The organism is Mesorhizobium sp. WSM4310 (assembly GCF_007003935.1).
Classification (GTDB): Bacteria; Pseudomonadota; Alphaproteobacteria; order Rhizobiales; family Rhizobiaceae; genus Mesorhizobium.
In genome coordinates, this window is record NZ_VFTA01000062.1 from 1 (window position 1) to 21,541 (window position 21,541).

Here is a 21,541-nt window from a genome sequence, read left to right on the forward strand (position 1 = left end):
ATCTGGTGGTCGCCCATCTGGCTGTAGATGATGGCAAAGCACAGCGGCAGGTTGATCACGACATGGCCGATGCCGGCGGCAAGCAGCGATTTCGGTACGCCGGCCCAGTTGAACAGCACCAAAAGCCCCATGCCGATGATGAGATAGCTGACGGTCAGCGGCAGTGTGATCAGCCCGCGCAGCAGGCCGGAGCCCGGCAGCACGAAGCGCGCGAACCCCCAGGCGCAGAGGAAGCCGAGCGTAACGGCGGTGGCCGAGGAGATCGACGCCACCAGCAGCGAATTGACCAGCGCCGAGGTCAGCCGGACATCGGAGAGCACGGCCTCGTACCAGCGCAGCGACGGGCCGGTGAAGGGCGGAATGGGGAAGGACGTCGCCTGCAGCGAGAACAGCACCAGCACCACCACCGGCAGGAAGATGAAGCCGTAGACGGCAAGCGCGTAGACCCACGAAGCGACGCGAACCAGCTGGCGCATTTCAGGCCCGCTCGATCTTCAGCCAGCGCGCGCAGGCGAGATAGGCGATGGTGACCACCGCCATCAGGATGATCGACAGCGCCGAGGCCAGCGGAAAGTCGCCGCGCCGGCCGATCTGCATCATCACCAGCTGCGGCATCAAAAGCTCGTTGTTGCCGCCCAAGATCTGCGGCGTGATGTAATCGCCAATGCACAGCACGAAGGTGAGGAAGGCGCCGACCATGATGCCCGGCAAGGTCAGCGGCAGGATGACATGCATGAAGGTGCGCACCGGCCCAGCGCCGAGATCGGCGGCGGCCTTGCGGTAGCTCGGGCTGAGCTGCTTGAGATTGGCGAAAATGGTCAGCGTCAGCAGCATGACGAAGAAGTGCACGAAGCCGGTGACGGTGGCCAGCCGCGTGTTGGCGAGCTGCAGCGGCTCGGTGATGAGGCCGGAACCGGTGAGCGCGCGGTTGATGACGCCGTTCTGCGCCAGCACCAGCAGCCAGGAATAGGAACGCACGACATAGGACGTCCAGAACGGCAGCACGGCCAGCATCAGCGCCAGCCGTTGCCAGCGTTCCGGCACCTGTTCGGCGAGGATCCAGGCGAAGGGATAGGCGAGCAGCACCGAAACCACGGTGACGATTGCCGTCACCTCCAGCGAGTTCACCATTGCCTGCCAATAGGAGGGGTTGGTGAAGAACTGGCTGTAGTTGGAAAGCGTGAAACCGCCGCCTTCATGCGCCGTGAGGCTCGAAAACCCCATGGCGATGAAGGGCAGCACGAAGAACAACAGCGTCCAGCCGAGCGCCGGTGTCACCAGCGCCCAGGGCAAGGCGCGGCCTGCCCGGGGCAGGACACGGCCCGCCCGGGGCAGGGCACGTCCGCTGTTCCCGCTTGAACTCACGAGCGGCAACCGATCACTTCGCCTGCAGCATTTCGGTCCACATGTCCTGCATCTTCTTGTCGAGATCGGCGTTCGGCGCCGGATAGGCCTGGGCGCGGGCGAGGAAGCCCGGCTGCTCGTCGAAACGCAGCACCTTCTTCTGATCGTCGGTCAGCGCCGCCTTGGCGTTGGCGGGCATGCCCCAATAGCAGGACGAGGTCGCAAGGCGCGCCTGGCCTTCCGGGCTCATAATGTACTGGATGAATTTGAGCGCCATGTCCTTGTTCTTGGAATCCTTGAACATGGCCAGAGACTGCGACCACAGCACCGCACCCTCCTTGGGGATGGAGAAGTCAAGCGCCGGGTTCTCCTTGGCCAGCCCCGCCGTCACCCATTCGCCGCCGCCGACCAATATGTCGACCTCGCCCGTGGCAAGCGCCGTCTGGCTGGCGGTCACTTCGCCGACCAGCTTGGCGTTGGCCTTCATCTTGAGAAGCTCGTCCTTGAGGGCGGGCAGGTCGGCTTCGGTCAGCTCGGCCGTCTTCTTGCCGATGGCGAGTGCCGCCATGCCGATGACCGGCAGGTAATAGTCGTAGATGGCGACCTTGCCCTTGTATTTGTCGCTGGTCAGCGATGCCATGGACTGCATGTCGGCCGGATCGACCTTGGTCTTGTTGAAGCCGATCGTGTTGTAGCCGAACTTTTCGGTGATGCCGTAGCGCTTGCCGCCGACCACGGTGGAGCCGTCCATTTTCACTTGCGCGAAGAGGTCGGCGAAGGGCAGCTTGTCCTCGGGCAGTGGCTCGAACAGGCCCTTTTCGACGCCGCGCGGCACGTCGATCGAGTCGATCACCATCACGTCCCAGTCGCCGGGCTGCGACTGCTCGACGATGGCGAGGCCGGCGCCGGTGCCTTCAAACTCCTTGACGTTGACCTTGACGTTGTTGGCCTCTTCGAAGGGCTGCAGCAGGGCCGGATCGGAATGGTCGCACCAGATCAGGGCGTTGAGATCGGCGGCCTCGGCGAGGGTGCCCGCGCCAAGCAGCAGGGCCGTGGCGGCACAGGCGGCGTGCAGATGGCGCTTCAGGATGGAAAGCGGATTCCCGGATGCGGATTTGACGGACATCGAGTGTTCTCCCTTGCCTTTGTGGCTTCTTGCAAAAAATTGAACCAATTCTAAAATTGAGTCAATTCTGTTTTTGTGGCAAGAGGCAGCTATGAGCGGATTGCGGGCAAGGCAAAAGGCGGACCGGCACAGGCGCATCATCGAGGCGGCGGCGGCGCTTTTCCGCGAGGCCGGCTACGAGGGCGCCAAGATCGAGGCGATCGCCGCGCAGGCGGAAGTGTCGATCGGCACGATCTACAATTACTATGAGAACAAGGGCGACATCCTGGGCGCCATCGTCTCGCTGGAGGTCAACGAGGTGCTCAATGCCGGGCGCGGTGTCGTCGCCAGGCCCCCGGCCAATGTCGGCGATGCGCTGGACACGCTGATCGGCATCTATATCGAGCATTCGCTGCACTATCTCAGCAAGGAGATGTGGCGGCAGGCCATGGCGATCTCGACGCAATTGCCCGACAGCCCGTTCGGCCAGGCCTATACCGCGCTTGACCGCTCGCTCACCGAACAGATCCGCGCGCTGATCGCCCGGCTGCAGGAGATCGGCCTGGTGCGCCGGGACATAGACGGCGCGGCACTCGGCGAACTGATCTTCAATAACATGAACATGATGTTCATCGAATTCGTGAAGCGCGACGAGGCGAAGATCGCGGAACTGCGCGCGGCGGTACGCCGGCAAAACCGGATTCTGGTGGCGGCGATCGGGGTGTGATTGTCAGGAACAGGCAGCAGAATCGATTTTGGGACCAAGTCGCGGCTCAACCCTCTTGAGTCGAATCCGAAATCGATACAACCCCTGGGTGCATTTTTAGGGGAGGAGTGAATGCAGTTTTCCATCTGGCATTGGGCAATCCTTCTGTTGCTGATCGGCGTCCCCGTCTTCTTTGCGGTTCGATCCGCCATCAAGCCCTCGCAGAATCCGGCGGATCCCGTCGGGTTCGGAGGATGGCTAATGCTTCTCGCGATCGGTCAATCCTTGTCGCCATTGCGCACGCTTGCCGCAATAGGGTCCTCGAGCGATGGCTACAACCAGCTCATGCTGGTGCCGAACGGACCCATGGTGGTCTATGGCGAGAGTGCCCTGCTGCTGGCGTTTCTGGTGCTGCAACTGGTGGTGGTCGTTGCCATGCTGAGGCGGAGCCCTTGGTTCAAGCAGTTGTTCCTCGCCCAATGGCTTGCAATCCCGGTGGTCTTCATCCTGGACGCAGCCTTGGTTTCCACGGTTTTCAGGGTTCGGGTCGGGCAAGTGGTCACCGGAAACGCGATTGCGACGTCTATAGCCTCGTTTGCCATGGCCGGACTCTGGGTCGCTTACGTCTACAGATCCGTCAGGGTACGCAACACGTTCACCAGGGTCAGGGCATCCGCCCAGGTCGCGAACGCTTAGTAGAAGGCGCGCAATGCTGCGAGAGCGCGTTCAACAAGGCTTGGTGGGGCCGCCTGTCGAAGCGACTATAGCCGACATAAGCGTTGCGCTGCTGGTGCCCCCGGACGGGATCGAACCGCCGACCTTCGGTTTACAAACCAAAAGCGCGTTCAGCACAGCCTTTAAGAGGTTATGGACTGTACACCACGCCAGTATGGCCGTGCCGGGAAACCGTCTTCATCCTAAAACGGGGAGGCGCCTGGCCGGCGGGACAGGTTCTTGTTCAGGTTGCAGGAACGAAAGTTTTGGTGGGAAATGCCCTCTCCATCACATCCAGGAAAGCGCGAACCTTCGCACCGATAAGCCGTCGCGAACTTTGGAGCGCCCAGATCTCGACAGGCGGACCGGCATCAGTTCCCCAACAAACAAGGCGGCCCGCCTCGATATCGCCTACGACAAGAAGCTTCGGAAGCAATGCCGCGCCCGCACCAGCCAGAACGGCATCGCGCACCATCAGCAGAGACGAGAAGCGCAGGATTGGCTCGGGCTTCAAAAGGATTTCGTCCTCAAAATCGGATTTGATGCGCCAAACCACGTTCAGCGACGTTGCGCTCAGCAAAACGGCCTTTACCGGACTCGGTCTGCCGCCCGGCACCGGCTGAGGGCGCGGCATGTCCGGCAAGGCAACAATCAGCCGCTCGTCATTGAGAAAACGGCGACCGATGAGCCGTTCATCCGGTGAAGGATCGATCCGGATTACAAGGTCGTAGCCATCCTCGACCGGATCGACCTTGCGATCCTCGGCAACAATCTCAAGCTTGACCTCCGGATAGGCGAGAGCGAAACGAGTGCCGATCATGGGAAGCGCCACATGTGCGAAAACCACGGGAGCGCTTATCCGCAGCCTGCCTCTCGGGGTCGACGCACCCAAGACAATCGCCTCTCCCGCCTCCGCGATTTCCGCCATCAATCCGTCCGTGCGCTCGTAAAGCGCTCGCCCTTCGTCCGTCAGTCGCAGGCTCTGGGACCCACGCTCGATCAGCCTCACGCCGAGGCTATGTTCGAGTTCGCTCACATGGCGCGACAATGTCGCCTTGGATCGGCCGGAGATGCGACCGGCCCGGCCGAAACCGCCGTGGGCGGCAACGAGATTGAAATCGGCCAAGGCTTCTAGATCCATGCCATGTTCCAATATTGAGACGACCTGTTCCGATCATGCCACCTCCCACTCAAGATTGGAACGTTTATCTTTCCCTCGACACGCACAAACAGGAGTTTTCACAATGGCTATTTTGGTAACCGGAAGCACCGGGACCATCGGGTCCCAAGTCCTGGCCCACCTACAGGGGCGAAACGTCGAGGTCCGCGCGCTGACGCGCTCACCTGAAACAGCGCAACTGCCCTCGGGCGTGACCGCGGTCCGCGGTGACCTCGCTGATCCGGATTCGGTGCGCGCGGCACTGCAAGGTGTCAGCACACTGTTCCTGCTCGCCCCGAACGTCGCCGATGAATTGACCCAGGCCATGCTCACCCTGACGGTCGCCCGCGAGGCCGGCGTCAAAGGCATCGTCTATCTCTCGGTCTTCGGCGGCGACGGCTATGCCGATGTGCCGCATTTTGCGGGCAAGTACACGGTCGAACACATGATCGATGCGCTCGACCTGCCCGCGACGATCCTGCGTCCCGCCTACTTCATCCAGAACGATCTTCGCCAGAAGGACGGACTGCTGAAGACCGGCATTTATGGCTCGCCGATCGGCAAGAAAGGCGTCTCGATGGTCGATATCCGCGACATCGGCGAGGCCGCAGCGATCGAGTTGGTCCGCCGTGAACAGTCCGCCACGCCGCTCGGCCGCGAGACCTACGCCCTGGTTGGTCCGGACAGTCTGACCGGCGACGGCATCGCCACCATCTGGAGCGAAGCCCTCGGCCGCGCGATCCGCCATGGCGGCGACGATCTCGTCGTCATGGAGCAGCGTACGAAGACCATGCTGCCGGCCTGGCATGCGCTCGACCTGCGCCTGATGTTCAGCCGGTATCAGACGGAAGGCGCGGTGGCGACCTCTGACGACATCGAGCGCTTGACCAAACTGCTCGGCCACGCCCCCCGCTCCTATGCCGCTTTTGCCAGGGATGCCGCCTCCCAGTGGGCGAAGGGCTGAGCCCGCACTTTACCCCCAACCAAGGAGACCTGCCATGATGACGATCCATCCCCTCTCGCCTGAAGATGCTCCTGCGGTAGCCGCGATGCGACAGGCGGCCTCGGCCCATAAGGGTGAGAAACTCGGTCCCGAGGCGCGACCGATGTTCGACGCCATGTTTGCCGCAACACCCGCTGCGGCGGATGTCCAGGTCGAGGCTGCGACGGTCGGAGGCATTGCCGGCTTCTGGCTTCGGCCGGTGAGTGCACGATCGGGCGCGCACATCCTCTATCTTCATGGTGGTGGCTATGTGCTCGGCTCAGCCGAGGCGCTCACCAACTTCGCGGGTCAGATCGCATCACGTGTCGGCGCCGATACCTTTGTCCCTGACTATCGGCTCGCACCCGAATACCCATTCCCGGCAGCCATCGACGATGCGGTCGCCGTCTATCGCGGGCTCGTTGCGGACGGCGCCGAACGGATCGTGGTTGTAGGTGACTCTGCCGGCGGCGGTTTGACGCTGTCGCTGCTGTCGGTCCTCGCTGCCGACAAAACGAACGGCACGGTGCAACCAGTCGGGGCAGCGGTGATGTCGCCCTGGACTGACCTTGCGCTCACCGGTGACAGCCTCGAGACCAGGGCGGAGGCGGACCCGATCTTCACGGGCGGCGTGCTCCAGGGCTTCGCGGACATGTATCTTCAGGGCCAGGATGCGAAGAACCCGAAGGCATCACCGCTCTATGCTCGGCTGAACGGCCTGCCGCCGATCCGGATCGATGTCGGAGATGACGAATTGCTGCTCGCGGATTCCGTGCGCTACGCCGACCGGGCGAGGGCGGCAGGGGTGGAGGTCACGCTGTCGGTCTGGCAGGGCATGCCACATGTCTTCCAGTCTTCCCTCGGCCACTTTCTCGCGGCCGAGCGCTCGGTGGACGCCATCGTTGACTTCCTCCGCCAGCGGCTCGTCGATACTTCCCCGTCCAACAGCACAGCTTCGGAGGCTTGAAATGAAAATTCTGGTATTGGGCGCCACTGGCGCAACCGGCCGGCTGATCGTCGCTAAGGCCATCGCGGAGGGACACAACGTCGTAGCCCTCGTTCGTTCCAAGGCAAAGGCCAAGGACCTCACCGGCGCCGAGCTCGTCGAAGGCGACGCCCGCGATACCGCCGCGCTAACTCGCGCCATCGCTGGTTGTGACGCCGTCGTCAGTTCATTGGGCACCGCCATGAGCCCGTTCCGGGAGGTGACCTTGCTCTCAACGGCGACGCGCGCGCTGGTCGGCGCTATGGAGCAGCAGAACATCCGTCGGCTGGTGTGCATCACTGGCCTCGGCGCCGGCGACAGCCGCGGCCATGGCGGTTTCTTCTTCGACCGGGTGTTCCTGCCCCTCATGCTGCGGAAGGTCTATGAAGACAAGGATCGGCAGGAAGATGCGATCAGGGGCAGCACGCTCGACTGGACCATCGTCCGGCCGATGGTGCTCAACGACAAGCCTTCGCGCGGTCGCATCAGGGCGTTGACCGATCTGTCAGGCGTACATGGCGGGACGATCGCCCGAGCCGATGTCGCGGATTTCGTTGTTCAGCAACTCACTGCGGATACGTGGCTGCGCAGATCGCCCCTGATCACTTGGTGAAGGTCACAAGGGCGTGCCCCTGACTGGATGGATATCCTTGACGGTCGGCGCATTGAGGCGGCAAGCCTTGCCCCCGAACGATATCCCCACTTTCCGAACCCCGAAACTCTATGGAGAATTCCAATGACGCGAATACTATTTGTCGGCCAGAAACCTGAAACAGTTGACTTCTCGGACCCGTCATTGCCGCCCGGCTTTAATGCCGAAAAGATCAACGCCGGGATCGCTTTGGGCGTGGCGAAGATTGAGGAACGGGGGTGGCAGGGCGATACCTGCATGATCACGCCCGATGCCGCCGGATTTGCTGACCTCAAGAGAGCTCTGGGCGATGGTGCGTATGATTGCGTGGTGATTGGAGGCGGTCTCAGGCTGCCGCCTAAGAGCCTACTGTTGTTCGAAACCGTGGTGAACATCATCCGCAAGGCGGCGCCGAACGCCGCGATAGCCTTCAACACGAGACCCGAGGACACCGCAGATGCCGCCGCCCGTCAGCTCCCAATGGGTTGACGGGCAGCGCATCGGCTAATCCTTGATGGCCTGTGAGCGGGGCAGATGGTGCCGGACCAAGGCGTTTACGCCGGCAAGTCGTAGGTGCCGGGGCTGTTGGGCGTGGCGCGCCACTCGGGCTGACGTTTAGGGTTCGCCTTGGCGAGCGCGCTACGGACGCCCTTGACGTCATAGTCCTTGAGATAGCCCGGCGAGCCCGGCTGCTGACGCCAGGATTCCGCGATAGTGCCGGCGTCCACTGCGTCGAAGCCGATCCCATCGATCAGCGCCATGGCTTTGGACTTGGCCCGAGCGTCATCACCCGCCACCGCCAGCGCGATGCGGTCCGCGGAGCCCGCCGGCTTGGCGCCCGGTAGGAGATGGGTCGCTTCTATCGTGTTGAACGCTTTGACCACCGGACGCCCAAGGTGCCGCTCGACCCATTCGCTTTCGGTGTTAGCGTCCTCAATTCCGTCCAGATGACCGTCGCGCTGTCGTGGATAGTAGTTGGTCGTGTCGATGACGACGACGTCGGCTGGCGTGGACGCGAACAGTTCGCGGGGCAGACTAGGGATTTTGATTGTAGGAACGGCGACGACCACGACGTCCTGGCCGCGGACAGCCTCTTCGATCGCAGCGGCCCGAGCGCCGGTTTCCGCCGACAGGCCCGCCAGAGACCCTGGTCCGCGCGAATTGGAGATCGTGACCTCGTGCCCTGCGGCCTGGAAGAGATGGGTGAGTGCGCTGCCGATATTGCCAGCGCCAACAATGCCGATTTTCATGTTTATGCCTTTCGAAGGTGTGGGGGATGAGATTGCTTGTGAAGCTATATGACCCCTTGCATTAGATCGATAAATGGCGCCATGAAACCGGCTCTCCCAACCAGGAGTGTGGAATGGATCGTCTCGCCAGCATGGCCGCATTCGTAAAGGCGGCAGAAAGCGGCTCCTTTGCAGCGACGGCATCGGCGCTCGGCATCTCACCGCAGATGGTGGCCAAGCACGTCACCTATCTGGAGGCACGTTTAGGCGCACGCCTGCTCAACCGCACAACCCGAAAGCAAAGCCTGACGGTGATCGGCAAGTCCTACTACGATCGGTGCAAAGTGGCGCTGGCCGAGGTCGACTGGGCGGATGCAATTGCTGATGAGGCCAGGGGTAAACCGCGAGGGCTCTTGCGCGTCAATGCGCCGGTTTCATTCGGAGCTCACTGCGTGACACCTGTGGTCGCACGATATTTGAGCAGCCACCCCAGTGTCGATGTCGACCTGGTTCTCAACGACCGCTTTGTCGACCTTATCGACGACGGGTTTGAGGCGGTGTTCCGGATCGGTCCTCTCGGGGAGTCTAACCTAGGGGCGATAGAGCTCGCACCCTTTCAGACGATTGCCTGCGGGTCGCCTGCATACCTAAAAGAACGAGGGATGCCCTCGATCGTATCGGATCTGGTCAATCATGAATGCCTGCTCTTCGGCAACTGGCCCGAACCAACGTTCAGCGATTGGCTCTTTGTACGGGACGGTCTCATCTCAAAGGCCCTGGTCCACGGCCGTCTCAAGGTCAACAACCCCGCTTCGTTGCTGGAGGCGGCGCTCGCAGGTTTCGGCTTGGCGTTGATCGGAGAAGAGGCGGTGCGCACGCACCTCGCGACCGGGCAGCTCGTCAGAGTGTTGCCGAACTACGAAACGCCTCCGCGTCCCATTCATCTGCTGTTTCACCCTGATCGGCGACAAACGCCGAAGCTGAAGACCTTCATCGAAATGGTGGTGGACCAGCTGGGCCGGAATGGTCAGGACGGCCGCAGACGCCAACAGGGAGAATGACCCAGTTTGGATATTCTGCGGCCAGATATCGGTGCCGAAGATTCGTACGAAAAGGCCGGTCTCCGTTACACAAAATCTTACACAAACGCTCGGTAGCCCGGTCAGTGGCAGAAGGCGGGATTCCAAAGGGTGCTAAATTGCGCAGGCAAAAGAACGGCTTACGGCTTGAGAACTGGTGCCCCCGGACGGGATCGAACCGCCGACCTTCGGTTTACAAAACCGCTGCTCTACCAGCTGAGCTACAAGGGCACGGCGCTCCGGTAGCATATTTCGTGCGCCAGTAAAGACAAAACTCCGTTTTCGGTTACCCCGGCGGTGGATGACGCCGCCGCCGGGCCGGCCCATGCTGAAATCCAGGAGCACGCTTCCTACATATGAGGAAGGTGCAATCGCTTCGGACTGGAGTGTCGCATGATCAGGCTTGTCATCATTCTCCCCCTCGTCGTCATCGCCTGGATGCTGCTGGTCAAGCTCATCAGCGACGTCAGGAAAGCCAATGTCGACTGGACCGGCGTGACCACGATCATCGGATTCATCGCGCTCGCCTTCTGGCTTCGCCACATAACCGGCATGGGATGAGCGTGCGGAGCGACTAGTGAGTAGTGGGTAGTGGGGCCGGGATCCCCGTGATCCTGCCCTCGCTACTCACTACTCACTCTTCCTTCCGCCTCGCCGAAGAATCTCCTCGATCTTTCGAACCTTTTGACAGGCCGCGCCGACTGATCTCCAGAGGCGAATGGTCGCCTCGGTCAAGGATCCAGGAGATCATCATGTTCAAGCGCATGCTCACTTCAGCTGTCGTAGCCGTTTTTCTTGCCACAGGCGCACTGGCCGCCACCGTTCAGACGTCGTCGGCTCACGGCATGCATCATCACCATCATTACTACTACGACGACGATTATGGCGACTACTGGTGGTACCACCACCATCACCGGCATCATCACCATGGCAGGGTGGTTATCATCCTTTGATACCAAGGCCCGTTGCGTTCGAAGGGCGGCCTCGGCCGCCCTTTTGCATGTTCCGTGGGCCCAAGGGCCGGGACCCGGCAGCATCTGCGCAAAAAAAGTCAAAAAAGCCTCGAACCTTTTCCTGTGCGGCAGCGACAGATGATCAAGAGGCGGATGGATCGCCTCGGTCAACGAAGCAAGGAGATCATCATGTTCAAGCGCACACTCGTTTCCGGCGTCATCGCCACCACCGTCGCAGCCACCACGCTGGTCGGCACCGTTCAGCCTTCGGCGGCTCATTCGCATCACCACGACCTCGGAATCGGCATCGCCGCCGGCGTGGGCGGGTTCGTCCTTGGCAGCCTGCTTGCCCAGCAGCCCCCGCGCACCGTCTATGTCGACGAAGACGGCGGTTCCTGGCATGTGCGTCGCTGCCTCGATCGCTACTCGAGCTACGATCCGGACTCCGACACCTACATCGGCTACGACGGCTACAGCCACTACTGCCGGCTCTGAGAGAGGAGGATCGTCAACAGAGAAAGGGGCTCGCGCGAGGCCCTTTTTCTTTCTCTCATAAATACTTACAGTTGCGTGTTCAGGCGGAATCAGAAATCGGCAATCCGGCCGCGCTGCAGGTGCTGTCGACGAGGCGCCTTGTTTCCGAAGCGCCGCCCATGGCGACAAGCTCGAGGCTGCTTGCCGAATCCGGGTAGATCCTGGCGATGAAGGCTTGGTCGCCGCCAGCGCCGCCGGCCGCAGTCTTGCCGCTGACGAAGCCGCAGACCACGATCTCCTTGCGGCCGTTCACTGTCCGCTCGCCGGCAAGCGTCCTTCCGAGCCTGACGGAAGCAGGATCCGGCAAGCGCTGTCGAATGCCGGTGATGACGACCTCCTCGAGCGCGAGCGAGAACGGAATGGGATCGACGCGCTGGTCGCCTGCATCGGGTCGAGGTGTCGTCGCAACGCATCCGCAAAGCGAAGCGACAAGCAGAAGCTGAACGGTTTTCCTCATCCGCGCCCTTTCGCATGCATTCGAACGCCACGGCAAGACAGGGTCCATGCCCCGCCGGCGCTTGCGGTGTCGGCACGGCCATACGGCTCGATTTCTTCGATATTGCGACCAGGAGCGCGCTGCCCGGGGCAGGCTGATCAGCCGGCTTGCGCGCCGCCGATCATCCGGGTCACCTCGGCCGCGGCACTGCGCACCATCGGCCCGATCTCGGCCAGCCGCTCCGGCGTCACCCGCACGGTCGGCCCCGATACGGAAACGCCGCCGATCGGCTCGCCGAATTCGTTGAAGATGGCGGCCGCCACGCAGCGCATGCCGGGGTGCCGCTCTTCGTCGTCGACCGACCATCCGCGCTGCTTGATGACGGCCAGATCGTGGGCGAGGGCAGGGATCTCGGACAGCGTCTTGTCGGTGAAGCGCTGCAGGCCGGCCTTGCGCAGAATGGTGCCGACGCGCTCCGGCTCGAGATGCGCCAGCACCGCTTTGCCGATGCCGGAGGCGTGAAAGGGGCTGCGCGTGCCCGGGCGGAAGAAGGCGCGGATCGCCTGGTGCGTCTCGACCTGGCTGACGAACACCACGCAATCATCCTCGGCGACGCCGAGATTGGCGGTCTCGCCGGTTCTTTCCATCAGCTCCTGCATGACGATGCGGGCGCGGTCGACCAGCTTGCGGCGGCGCAGGAAGGCGGCGCCCATGCGGTAGGTCTCGACGCCGATCGACCACAACTGGTCTGATGTGTCGAACTCGACCATGCCGTGGTTTTCGAGTGTCGTCAGCATGCGGTAGGCGGTGGAGGCGGCAAGGCCGCTTTGTGCCGATATCTCGCTCAGCGACAGGCCGCTGCCCTCGGCAACAATAGCCAGTATGCGCAAGGCCCGGTCCAGCGACTGCACGGAACTGGTTTCGGCAGGTCCGTTGAAAGCGCGCGGCCGGCCGCGCTGGCGTTTTTCGATGGTTTCCATCGCACCAGTTTCGCCGATTTCTCCAAACATACAATGAAAAAGTTTTTCACTGCTGTGAGGCCGCAAATTCCTGGAAAACGGAAAACCCAATAAAATCAGCAAATAGTCGCCGTTTTCTAGAAATGAAAAAATATTCTGAAAAAATTGAAAAATAACCGGCTTGCTGACATTCTCGGTCATCCAACAATGACAACCCAAGTGGAGGGCCGGAAAATGGCCAGGATGCGCGCTGTCGATGCGGCGGTTCTCGTTCTCGAAAAGGAAGGTATCTCCTGCGCCTTCGGCGTGCCGGGCGCGGCGATCAATCCTCTCTATTCGGCACTGAAGGCGAGGGGCAGCATTCGCCATGTCCTTGCCCGCCACGTCGAGGGCGCCTCCCACATGGCGGAAGGCTTCACCCGCGCCAAGGCTGGCAATATCGGGCTCTGCATCGGCACCTCCGGGCCGGCCGGCACCGACATGATCACCGGTCTTTATTCGGCCGCCGCCGATTCCATCCCGATCCTGTGCATCACCGGCCAGGCGCCGCGTGCGCGGCTCAACAAGGAGGATTTCCAGGCCGTCGACATCGCCGCCATCGCCGCACCGGTCGCCAAATGGGCGGTCACCGTCATGGAGCCCTATCTTGTGCCGATGGCGCTGCAGAAGGCGTTTCATCTCATGCGCTCGTCGCGGCCCGGTCCGGTGCTGATCGACCTGCCCGTCGACGTGCAACTGGCCGAGATCGAGTTCGACATCGATGCCTATGAGCCGCTGACGCCGTTCAAGCCGGCCATGACGCGCGCCCAGGCCGAAAAGGCGCTGGCAATGCTCAATGCGGCGGAAAAGCCGCTGATCGTCGCCGGCGGCGGCATCATCAATGCCGACGCATCCGACCTGCTGATCGAATTCGCGGAAATATCAGGTGTGCCGGTCATCCCGACGCTGATGGGCTGGGGCGCGATCCCCGACGACCACCGTCTGATGGCCGGCATGTGCGGGCTGCAGACGTCGCATCGCTACGGCAATGCGACGATGCTGGAAGCCGATTTCGTCTTCGGCATCGGCAATCGCTGGGCCAACCGTCACACCGGTTCTGTGGACGTCTACACCAGGGGCAAGAAATTCATCCATGTCGACATCGAGCCCACGCAGATCGGCCGTGTCTTCGCGCCGGATCTCGGCGTCGTATCGGATGCGGGTGCGGCGCTGAAGACGCTGCTCGACGTCGCCACCGAGTGGAAGACGGCGGGCAAGCTGCGTGACTGGTCGGGCTGGGCCAAGGAATGCCAGGCTCGCAAGAAGACGATGAAGCGCAAGACGCATTTCGACCAAGTGCCGCTGAAGCCGCAGCGCGTCTACGAGGAGATGAACAAGGCGTTCGGCCGCGACGTCACCTATGTCACCACGATCGGCCTGTCGCAGATCGCCGGCGCGCAGTTCCTGCACGTCTACAAGCCGCGCAACTGGATCAATTGCGGTCAGGCCGGGCCGCTCGGCTGGACACTGCCGGCAGCCCTTGGCGTGCGCGCCGCCGATCCCGACCGCACCATCGTGGCGCTGTCGGGCGACTATGATTTCCAGTTCATGATCGAGGAACTGGCGGTCGGCGCGCAGCACAAGCTGCCCTACATCCATGTCGTCGTGAACAACGCCTATCTCGGCCTGATCCGCCAGGCGCAACGTGGCTTCTCGATGGATTATGAGGTCAGCCTCGCCTTCGAGAACATCAACCGATCGGGCGATCCCGAGGCCGGCTATGGCGTCGACCATGTCGCCGTCGCCGAAGCGATGGGCTGCAAGGCGGTGAGGGTGCGCAAGCCCGAGGAATTCGCGAGCGCCTTTAGGCAAGCGCAACGGATGATGAAGGAGCACCGGGTTCCGGTCGTGCTCGAATTTATCCTGGAGCGCGTCACCAACATCTCGATGGGCACCGAGATCGACAAGATCACCGAATTCGAGGAACTTGCCGAACATCAGGAAGACGCGCCGACCGCGATCGTGATGCTCGACTGATAAGAGGACAAAAAGAATGCCGCGTTTTTCCGCCAATCTGTCGATGCTCTTTGGCGAGCACGATTTCCTCGACCGTTTTGACGCCGCCGCCCGCGCCGGCTTCAAGGGCGTCGAATATATTGGTCCTTATGACCATGCGCCGGAGGTGGTGGCCGCTAGGCTGAAGAAGAATGGCCTGACACAGGTGCTGTTCAACCTGCCGGCCGGCGACTGGGGCAAGGGCGAGCGCGGCATCGCCGTGCTGCCGGACCGCGTGCCGGAATTCCGCCAGGGTATCGCCAAGGCGATCACCTACGCACAGGCGCTCGGCTGCGCGCAGGTCAATTGCCTGGCCGGCATCGCGCCCGCCGGCGTCGACCGCAAGGTGCTCGAGGATGTTTTCGCCGAAAACCTCGCCTTCGCGGCGGAGAAGCTGGAACAGGCCGGCATCCGGCTGCTGATCGAGCCGATCAACACCCGCGACATCCCAGGCTTCTTCCTCAATTACTCCGACCAGGCGCTGGCGCTGATCGACCGCGTCGGCTCGAAAAACCTGTTCCTGCAATACGACATTTATCACATGCAGATCATGGAGGGGGATCTCGCCCGTAAAATCGAGGCCAACCTCGGCCGCATCGCGCATATCCAGCTTGCGGACAATCCCGGCCGTCACGAGCCGGGAACGGGCGAGATCAACTATCCCTTCCTCTACGACCACATCGACCGCATCGGCTATTCCGGCTGGATCGGTGCCGAATACAAGCCGAAAGCCGGCACCGAGGCAGGGCTTGGCTGGTTCCGGGACCTGGCCGGGCAGGGCAGCGCGGCGGCTTAAGAGCCGGCGCTGACGCTGCCAATCTCCCCCCTCGTGGGGGAGATGGCCGGCAGGCCAGAGGGGGGGCGCGAAGGAACGCGGCCCCGCAAAAGACGGAGAACCACAATGGAAACCATAGGCTTCATCGGCCTCGGCATCATGGGCGCGCCGATGGCGGGGAATCTGCTCGATGCTGGCTACAAGGTCATCGCCAGCGACCATCGCTCGAAGCCGCCGGCTGATCTCGTCGCCAAGGGCCTGAAAACAGTCTCCGGCCACGCCGCCGTCGCCAAGGCGGCAGAGATCGTCATCACCATGGTGCCTGATACCCCGCAGGTCGCCGACGTGCTGTTCGGCGAAAATGGCGTTGCGTCCGGCCTGACCAAAGGCAAGCTGGTCATCGACATGAGCTCGATCTCGCCGATCGAGACCAAGGTTTTCGCCGGCAAGATCAACGAACTCGGCTGCGACTATCTCGACGCGCCGGTTTCGGGCGGCGAGGTCGGCGCCAAGGCAGCGTCGCTCACCATCATGGTCGGCGGCGAGGAAAAGCCCTTCGAGCGCGCAAAACCCGTCTTCGAGAAGATGGGCAAGAACATCACGCTGGTCGGCCCTAACGGCGTCGGCCAGACCACCAAAGTGGCAAATCAGATCGTCGTCGCACTGACCATTGAAGCCGTCGCCGAAGCGCTTGTTTTTGCTTCGAAAGCCGGCGCTGATCCCGCCAAGGTCAGGCAGGCTTTGATGGGCGGTTTAGCGGCCTCGCGCATCCTCGAAGTGCATGGCGAGCGCATGGTCAAACGCACCTTCGCGCCGGGCTTTCGCATCGAATTGCACCAGAAGGATCTCAACCTGGCACTGGAGGGCGCCAAGGCGCTCGGCGTGGCGCTGCCCAACACCTCGACCACCCAGCAGCTGTTCAACTCCTGCGCCGCCAATGGCGGCGCGAAGGAGGATCACTCGGCGCTGGTCAGGGCGCTGGAGCGGATGGCCAATTTCGAGGTCGGTGGCGAAGTGACCGAAGTGAAAGGCAAAGCGGCATAGGTCGGGAAAGGGCGGCGCAACGTTCCCAAGTCGCCACCTCTTGTCCTGTCAGAGAACGGGTTCCTGCGTCTGTCGCCGGAACCCGTTTCTTACCTTTGTGCGCTCAGCCGTGGTTTAGAAAGCCCGTATGGCGCTAAGATTGACCGAGCCACGAATGGCGAGAGTGGTCAGGGAGTTTGCTGACTGCTGTTCAATTTGAACTTGCCGATCTCGGCAGCGATCCGTTCAAGGGCTGGAATAAGCGTGCCGTTCTCGAAAGCTTCGTTGAGAGCCCCGTCAACCCACCTTTCATCCGCTAGGTTGCTGACAACCCGATAGTGAATTTCAGTACCGTCCATGGCAGTCAAGGCTTCGGAGCTGTCCGGCAGCCAAGTCTTCCGACCGGCGTTAACGTCGAGGAATTCTCGAAAGTCGGCGGGATTTTCAAGGCCGTGAACCAGCCGCATTATGTCATCTCTCGCGGTATGATAGCGGTTGTTCGTCTCGTCGTAGAACTCCGATGGAGTGAGTGTTCTCAACGTGCCGACTGTGCTCGCGTAAAGCGCGAGCCATTCATCCGCATCTGAGAATGCTTCGAACATACTTGTAGCTCGTTCAGTCCGCCGAAAGGAATTTTCGCGCGGCATAAAGGCTGATCGCCGCTGCATTCGACACGTTGAGCGAGCGGATGGCGCCGGGCATGTCGAGCCGCGCCAGCGTCGTCACCGTCTCGCGCGTCTTCTGGCGCAGGCCCTTGCCTTCGGCGCCGAGCACCAGCGCGATCCTGTCGCCGGCAAAGCTCGTCTCGAGTTCCGCCGGCCCGTCGGAATCAAGCCCGATGGTCTGGAAGCCGGCTTCGTGCAGTTGCCCGAGCGCGTCGGCCAGGTTCTTCACCTCGATCTGGTCGATGTGTTCCAGCGCGCCGGAGGCGGATTTTGCCAACACGCCGGATTCCTGCGGGCTGTGGCGCGCGGTGGTGATCAGCGCGCCGGCGCCGAAGGCGACCGCCGAGCGCAGGATGGCGCCGACATTGTGCGGATCGGTGACCTGGTCGAGCACCAGCACCAGTCTCGTGTCGCCGAGCGCGTCGAGGCGCTTCGGCTTCAGCGGCTCCGCCTCGATCAGCACACCCTGGTGCACGGCGTCCGACCCGGTGATCTTGTCGATGTCCCTGGGCTCGACCAACTCCGCCTTGAAGGGCAGGACGGCGAGATCTTCTATCTCCAGGCGCTCGGCCGCGTTGCGGGTCACCAGCATTTTTCTGATCCGGCGCCGCGGATTGTCGAGCGCGGCGCGCACCGTGTGCAGGCCATAAAGTCGCACCAGGCCATCGGCGGCGTTTTCGCCGGGCGGCACGGGCTGGCGCGGCCGGAATGCCGGCGCGCCGCCGCTCTTCTCGTCGCGGTGCGCGCGGCGCAGCTTGGCGTAATGGGTGTCTTTGGGGGTATTGGTCTTGTTGCTCATGGCCGGCTTCTATAGCTGTCTCCACCGGCCAAGGATATGGCCCGTCGCCGCAGCCGGCGAACAACATCGAAAAACCCTTCCTGCGCGGTTGACACCCACTGGCCTTGCCGCCATAAGGCGCTTCGCTGATTTCGGAGAAGATATCCAACTCGGGCTCCGGGATCGGCAAGAATGCCTCGTTGCATGGCTCCGGCGGCAGACTGGAGAGGTGCCCGAGTGGTTAAAGGGGACGGACTGTAAATCCGTTGGCTTAGCCTACGTTGGTTCGAATCCAACCCTCTCCACCACTGCCGGCCCGGAAGCCCTGAAACGAGAAAAGCATCGGGCCGAAAAGTGCATGGCGCTTTTCGGGTGAATCCGATACTTCAGTGCAAGGCGCGGGTATAGCTCAGTGGTAGAGCAGCAGCCTTCCAAGCTGAATATGCGGGTTCGATTCCCGCTACCCGCTCCAGATAACCGCCTGACACGGCCATGATCACGGCCCTCGAGGCAATGCTTTAGTTCATCGGCCGTTTGGGGGGAGCGATGAGACCATACTATTCCCTAAACACGGACGGCACTTCCAGTACCAACCTCCAGCTGTATGCGCTGAAACAAGCGCAGCACCATTGGAACGAACTCTCCGCAAATTATCTACAAGACAAGGAAGCTACTAAAGATCTGGTTGAGCGATGCGTTTTCATCGTCGCTACTTTGGGTCTGAGCGTTTCTCAACTGCTTGGGCAGAATGATCCGGCGCCGCCAGTTGGGAGGATCGCAAGTCCAAGGGCCATCTGGAAGCGTTTTGTCGCGCAGCACAGCCTGACGGTCATCAGCACAGACGAATTCGACAAGTTCATCGATATCTATGACGCTTGTCGGCACTTCGGTGTATCGCCAGACGGCTTGGGCTACGCCAGGCTCGAGCCACTGGACTTCGAGGCTACGCGTGGATGGTACGAATTGGCCCACCGGATATGGTCGGCAGTTATCAAAGCTTTACGTGCGGATCCGCAGAATGTCATCGAAGAGATCGACATTGAGGGGTTCAAAGCTTAGCGGCGCCGATTCTCGCTACCAGCCTGGTTTCATCCCATCCGTTGTCAAACCTGCACACTGCGCGACCACCCGCGCAGCGCTTCAGGGCATCGGTGTTTGCCGCGTCAGCTGTTGAACGCGGAAGCCACCTGGTGCTGTTGCGGCACCTGGCCGTTCGGCGTCAGCTTGTCGACGATGCCGGGCAGGGCCGTCGACAGTTGCTTGAGCAGTTCGCCCTCATCCATTCCGGTGCGCTGCGCGATCTCGCGGATCACCTGCGGCCCAAGTGCCGAGCCGAGATCGTTGGCGTTGATTGACTGGTTCTGCCCGGTGCCGACCCAGGAGTCGGCGACATTGCCGTGGCCAGCGTTCTTGAGCTTGTCGAGCAGGCCGCCCAGGCCGCCGAGCAGACCGCCGTCACTGGCGGCGGGGTCGGCCGGCACTGGCGTTTGAGGCTGATCCGGCTGTTCGGTACTTCTGCCGCTCAGCATTTTTCCGACCAGCAACGCGCCGAGCGCGATCATCAGCGGTTTGGTGATGTTGCCGCCGGGAACGGCGTTGTCAAAAAGTCCCATAGTGGATCCTCCATCTCGACCAAGCCCGGCCCATCTCAACAATGGCGCATCCGGGCGGAATTTCAAGCTGGCTTGAGCTTTTGACAATCATATGAAAATGTCGCGATGGCAGGGGATGGAGAGGAAAAATGGGTATCATCAGCTGGATCATTCTCGGCGCCATCGCCGGCTTCCTCGGCAGCAAGATCGTCAACAAGACCGGCCAAGGCCTGATCATGGATGTCGTGCTCGGCATTGTCGGCGCCATTGTCGGCGGCGTGATCTGCAGCCAGCTCTTCGGCGTGGGTGTCACCGGTCTCAACATCTCCAGCCTGATCGTCGCGGTGGTTGGCGCGGTGGTTGTGCTCTGGGCCTATCACCAGTTCAGCGGACGGCGGACGCTCTAAGCGCCAGCTGGATGATCTGAAGTTTGGAATTTCTGCCGAGGCAAGACCAGCGTCGGCTTGCCTATGGCATCAACACTGCATCGGCCGCGGCGAAGAAGATCAGCGTTCCGGCGATGAACACCGCCCAGCCGATCAGCGACTTGCGAATAGCGGCCTTGTGCTCGGCGTCGGACAGGCGCTCGGCTGCCGATGCTAGGCGACGACAGTCAGCCGGCGCTTGCGCTGGTCCAGCGAGACGATGGTCAGGCCGCTGGCCACCACCAGCAGGATGCCGCAGACCGCCAGCGCGTTGGGGAACTGGCCGAACACCAGCAGGCCCGAAATGACGGCCCAGACGGTGAAGCAGTAATAGAACGGCGCCACCGCGCTGGTCGGCCCGACGCGATAGGCCATGAAGATGAAGAAATGGCCGAAGATCAGGAAAAAACCGGCCCCGGCCAGCAGCAGCAAATGGCGAGCTTCGGGCATCACCCAGCGCTCGGACGCCAGATGCGCCGCGCCGGCACCGATCAGCACCACCACCACAGCGGAAATCGCCACGATCATTCCCGGCACCTCCGTCGGCACATGCCTGCCGGCAAGATCGCGCGCGGCCGCCAGCGCGGCGTTGCCGAGCGCGAGCAGCGCATAGACCGAAATGCCTTGCATGGTCGGCTGCGCCACCATCAGCGCGCCGATGAAGCCGAGCCCGATCAGCGCCATGCGCTGGCCGCCGATGCGCTCGCCAAACAGGATCGACGAGCCGACCAGCATCAAGAGCGGCGTGATTTGTCCCAGCGCCGTGGAATCCGCGATCTGCATGTTGGCGAGCGCCACGACGTAGCAAAGGATCGCCGCCAGCTCGAGCAGGTTCCTGCGCAGCACATGGCCGTCGAAGATCAACGGGATCTGTTTGCCGTAGCCCAGCACGAACAACAGCGGGAAGCCCCAGAGCGTCGCGGCGGCACCACGCAGGAACAGCACCTCATAGGACGGCAACCCCGCGGTCGCGAGTTTCATCATCGTATCGTTGACCAGGTACGACCCGGTCGAGATGATCATGAACAGCGGGCCGCGGATTGAGGCAGGGATGAATTGCATGGGGTCAGGAGATCAGACCTCGGAGGGCGCCGCAATGGGCCATCAACTGGCCGTGATCGAGACAGGAATTGGCCGGCAAGAACATGGCATGCAGGCCTCGATCGATCGGCATGTCACCCATTCCATTTCCCGCATCGCCTTCCTATATCGGCGTCATATCCCCGCAATCGGATCCCAGGTTCGGACTGAGTGAGACGGCACCCGGCCAAAAGACGCTTGTGTTTTTTGGCCTTTGTCGCTAATCGCCCCGCATTCGACTGAACTGAAGGTCAAGGCCGTCCAAGGAAAGAGACTATGGCAAAAGGTAAATTCGAGCGCACTAAGCCTCATGTGAACATCGGCACGATTGGTCACGTTGACCATGGCAAGAC

The 21,541-nt window shown here is 62.0% G+C and carries 25 protein-coding genes, 3 tRNA genes and 2 pseudogenes; 18 read left to right on the forward strand and 12 right to left on the reverse strand.

Translation table 11 applies throughout. The features are described 5' to 3' along the window. The 3 genes and pseudogenes from FJV80_RS33170 to FJV80_RS33180 all read right to left on the reverse strand — a co-directional run. Positions 1 to 476, reverse strand: a pseudogene (locus tag FJV80_RS33170) (ABC transporter permease); the annotation flags it as partial. A 1-nt stretch (position 477) separates the two neighbouring features. Further along, a complete protein-coding gene (locus FJV80_RS33175) occupies positions 478 to 1,365 on the reverse strand; it encodes an ABC transporter permease (RefSeq protein WP_142878397.1) in 888 nt (295 codons plus the stop codon). A gap of 13 nt (positions 1,366 to 1,378) precedes the next feature. Beyond that, positions 1,379 to 2,470 carry a spermidine/putrescine ABC transporter substrate-binding protein gene (locus FJV80_RS33180; protein ID WP_142878398.1) on the reverse strand — a complete coding sequence of 364 codons (1,092 nt, stop codon included), beginning with the start codon at positions 2,468 to 2,470 and terminating at the stop codon, positions 1,379 to 1,381. A gap of 91 nt (positions 2,471 to 2,561) precedes the next feature. Here FJV80_RS33180 and FJV80_RS33185 point away from each other — a divergent pair, with 91 nt between their 5' ends. Both FJV80_RS33185 and FJV80_RS33190 read left to right on the forward strand, forming a co-directional pair. Then, positions 2,562 to 3,176 (forward strand): TetR/AcrR family transcriptional regulator, encoded by a 615-nt coding sequence (locus FJV80_RS33185; protein ID WP_142878399.1) that lies wholly within the window; start codon positions 2,562 to 2,564, stop codon positions 3,174 to 3,176. A gap of 111 nt (positions 3,177 to 3,287) precedes the next feature. Further along, the gene (locus FJV80_RS33190; RefSeq protein WP_142878400.1) at positions 3,288 to 3,851 is read left to right on the forward strand and encodes a DUF2569 family protein; all 564 of its coding nucleotides are present in this window, start codon (positions 3,288 to 3,290) and stop codon (positions 3,849 to 3,851) included. Between the two features lie 262 nt (positions 3,852 to 4,113). Here the strand turns inward: FJV80_RS33190 and FJV80_RS33195 are convergent, their stop codons facing one another. Further along, entirely contained in the window at positions 4,114 to 5,010 is an 897-nt protein-coding gene (locus FJV80_RS33195; RefSeq protein ID WP_095770248.1) for a LysR family transcriptional regulator, read from the reverse strand. A gap of 103 nt (positions 5,011 to 5,113) precedes the next feature. Between FJV80_RS33195 and FJV80_RS33200 the strand changes: the two genes are divergently transcribed. The 4 genes from FJV80_RS33200 (at position 5,114) to FJV80_RS33215 (ending at position 8,115) form a co-directional block, all read left to right on the forward strand. Then, entirely contained in the window at positions 5,114 to 5,992 is an 879-nt protein-coding gene (locus FJV80_RS33200) for an NmrA/HSCARG family protein (protein WP_095788235.1), read from the forward strand. Positions 5,993 to 6,026: 34 nt separating this feature from the next. After that, a complete protein-coding gene (locus FJV80_RS33205; RefSeq protein WP_095788236.1) occupies positions 6,027 to 6,977 on the forward strand; it encodes an alpha/beta hydrolase in 951 nt (316 codons plus the stop codon). 1 nt (position 6,978) lies between these two features. Further along, a complete protein-coding gene (locus FJV80_RS33210) occupies positions 6,979 to 7,608 on the forward strand; it encodes an SDR family oxidoreductase (RefSeq protein WP_142878401.1) in 630 nt (209 codons plus the stop codon). A gap of 123 nt (positions 7,609 to 7,731) precedes the next feature. Further along, positions 7,732 to 8,115 carry a hypothetical protein gene (locus tag FJV80_RS33215; RefSeq protein WP_142878402.1) on the forward strand — a complete coding sequence of 128 codons (384 nt, stop codon included), beginning with the start codon at positions 7,732 to 7,734 and terminating at the stop codon, positions 8,113 to 8,115. Between the two features lie 65 nt (positions 8,116 to 8,180). Here FJV80_RS33215 and FJV80_RS33220 read toward each other — a convergent pair whose 3' ends face one another. After that, positions 8,181 to 8,876 carry an NADPH-dependent F420 reductase gene (locus FJV80_RS33220; RefSeq protein ID WP_142878403.1) on the reverse strand — a complete coding sequence of 232 codons (696 nt, stop codon included), beginning with the start codon at positions 8,874 to 8,876 and terminating at the stop codon, positions 8,181 to 8,183. Between the two features lie 113 nt (positions 8,877 to 8,989). On the opposite strand from FJV80_RS33220, the gene FJV80_RS33225 reads away from it, so the two are divergent. Next, positions 8,990 to 9,916, forward strand: coding sequence for a LysR family transcriptional regulator (locus FJV80_RS33225; RefSeq protein ID WP_142878404.1), 927 nt, complete (start codon positions 8,990 to 8,992; stop codon positions 9,914 to 9,916). Between the two features lie 173 nt (positions 9,917 to 10,089). Here the strand turns inward: FJV80_RS33225 and FJV80_RS33230 are convergent. Continuing rightward, positions 10,090 to 10,165, reverse strand: a tRNA-Thr gene (locus FJV80_RS33230). Between the two features lie 162 nt (positions 10,166 to 10,327). Between FJV80_RS33230 and FJV80_RS33235 the strand changes: the two genes are divergently transcribed. From FJV80_RS33235 to FJV80_RS33245, 3 genes are all read left to right on the forward strand, one after another. Continuing rightward, positions 10,328 to 10,495 (forward strand): hypothetical protein, encoded by a 168-nt coding sequence (locus tag FJV80_RS33235; protein ID WP_095770241.1) that lies wholly within the window; start codon positions 10,328 to 10,330, stop codon positions 10,493 to 10,495. 191 nt (positions 10,496 to 10,686) lie between these two features. Further along, complete coding sequence (locus FJV80_RS33240; protein ID WP_142878405.1) at positions 10,687 to 10,887, forward strand: hypothetical protein; 201 nt, start codon at positions 10,687 to 10,689, stop codon at positions 10,885 to 10,887. A 189-nt stretch (positions 10,888 to 11,076) separates the two neighbouring features. Next, on the forward strand, positions 11,077 to 11,382 hold the full coding sequence (locus FJV80_RS33245) for a BA14K family protein (RefSeq protein WP_095770856.1): 306 nt from the start codon (positions 11,077 to 11,079) through the stop codon (positions 11,380 to 11,382). A gap of 79 nt (positions 11,383 to 11,461) precedes the next feature. On the opposite strand, the gene FJV80_RS33250 is transcribed toward FJV80_RS33245, so the two are convergent. Both FJV80_RS33250 and bhcR read right to left on the reverse strand, forming a co-directional pair. After that, positions 11,462 to 11,878: a hypothetical protein gene (locus FJV80_RS33250; protein ID WP_095788241.1), complete on the reverse strand. Its 417-nt coding sequence runs from the start codon at positions 11,876 to 11,878 to the stop codon at positions 11,462 to 11,464. Between the two features lie 137 nt (positions 11,879 to 12,015). After that, positions 12,016 to 12,837 carry an HTH-type transcriptional regulator BhcR gene (bhcR, locus tag FJV80_RS33255; protein ID WP_095770238.1) on the reverse strand — a complete coding sequence of 274 codons (822 nt, stop codon included), beginning with the start codon at positions 12,835 to 12,837 and terminating at the stop codon, positions 12,016 to 12,018. Positions 12,838 to 13,050: 213 nt separating this feature from the next. On the opposite strand from bhcR, the gene gcl reads away from it, so the two are divergent. The 3 genes from gcl to FJV80_RS33270 are packed head-to-tail and all read left to right on the forward strand — an operon-like array spanning position 13,051 to position 16,669. Then, a complete protein-coding gene (gene gcl / locus FJV80_RS33260) occupies positions 13,051 to 14,832 on the forward strand; it encodes a glyoxylate carboligase (RefSeq protein ID WP_142878406.1) in 1,782 nt (593 codons plus the stop codon). Between the two features lie 16 nt (positions 14,833 to 14,848). Beyond that, complete coding sequence (otnI, locus tag FJV80_RS33265; RefSeq protein ID WP_142878407.1) at positions 14,849 to 15,646, forward strand: 2-oxo-tetronate isomerase; 798 nt, start codon at positions 14,849 to 14,851, stop codon at positions 15,644 to 15,646. 42 nt (positions 15,647 to 15,688) lie between these two features. Next, entirely contained in the window at positions 15,689 to 16,669 is a 981-nt protein-coding gene (locus tag FJV80_RS33270) for a 2-hydroxy-3-oxopropionate reductase (protein WP_348644008.1), read from the forward strand. A 167-nt stretch (positions 16,670 to 16,836) separates the two neighbouring features. On the opposite strand, the gene FJV80_RS33275 is transcribed toward FJV80_RS33270, so the two are convergent. Both FJV80_RS33275 and FJV80_RS33280 read right to left on the reverse strand, forming a co-directional pair. Next, positions 16,837 to 17,250 carry a hypothetical protein gene (locus FJV80_RS33275; RefSeq protein WP_095788245.1) on the reverse strand — a complete coding sequence of 138 codons (414 nt, stop codon included), beginning with the start codon at positions 17,248 to 17,250 and terminating at the stop codon, positions 16,837 to 16,839. Between the two features lie 13 nt (positions 17,251 to 17,263). Beyond that, a complete protein-coding gene (locus FJV80_RS33280) occupies positions 17,264 to 18,112 on the reverse strand; it encodes an RNA methyltransferase (RefSeq protein WP_095788246.1) in 849 nt (282 codons plus the stop codon). A gap of 202 nt (positions 18,113 to 18,314) precedes the next feature. On the opposite strand from FJV80_RS33280, the gene FJV80_RS33285 reads away from it, so the two are divergent. From FJV80_RS33285 to FJV80_RS33295, 3 genes are all read left to right on the forward strand, one after another. Continuing rightward, positions 18,315 to 18,399 (forward strand) — tRNA-Tyr (locus tag FJV80_RS33285). A 90-nt stretch (positions 18,400 to 18,489) separates the two neighbouring features. Next, positions 18,490 to 18,563 (forward strand) — tRNA-Gly (locus FJV80_RS33290). A gap of 74 nt (positions 18,564 to 18,637) precedes the next feature. Then, on the forward strand, positions 18,638 to 19,150 hold the full coding sequence (locus tag FJV80_RS33295; protein ID WP_142878409.1) for a hypothetical protein: 513 nt from the start codon (positions 18,638 to 18,640) through the stop codon (positions 19,148 to 19,150). A 104-nt stretch (positions 19,151 to 19,254) separates the two neighbouring features. Here FJV80_RS33295 and FJV80_RS33300 read toward each other — a convergent pair whose 3' ends face one another. Further along, a complete protein-coding gene (locus FJV80_RS33300) occupies positions 19,255 to 19,704 on the reverse strand; it encodes a YidB family protein (RefSeq protein ID WP_142878410.1) in 450 nt (149 codons plus the stop codon). Between the two features lie 128 nt (positions 19,705 to 19,832). Here FJV80_RS33300 and FJV80_RS33305 point away from each other — a divergent pair, with 128 nt between their 5' ends. Next, positions 19,833 to 20,090: a GlsB/YeaQ/YmgE family stress response membrane protein gene (locus FJV80_RS33305; RefSeq protein ID WP_064982869.1), complete on the forward strand. Its 258-nt coding sequence runs from the start codon at positions 19,833 to 19,835 to the stop codon at positions 20,088 to 20,090. Positions 20,091 to 20,282: 192 nt separating this feature from the next. Here the strand turns inward: FJV80_RS33305 and FJV80_RS33310 are convergent, their stop codons facing one another. Beyond that, positions 20,283 to 21,170 (reverse strand): DMT family transporter, encoded by an 888-nt coding sequence (locus tag FJV80_RS33310; RefSeq protein WP_142878411.1) that lies wholly within the window; start codon positions 21,168 to 21,170, stop codon positions 20,283 to 20,285. A 294-nt stretch (positions 21,171 to 21,464) separates the two neighbouring features. Here FJV80_RS33310 and FJV80_RS33315 point away from each other — a divergent pair. Further along, positions 21,465 to 21,541, forward strand: a pseudogene (locus FJV80_RS33315) (elongation factor Tu); the annotation flags it as partial.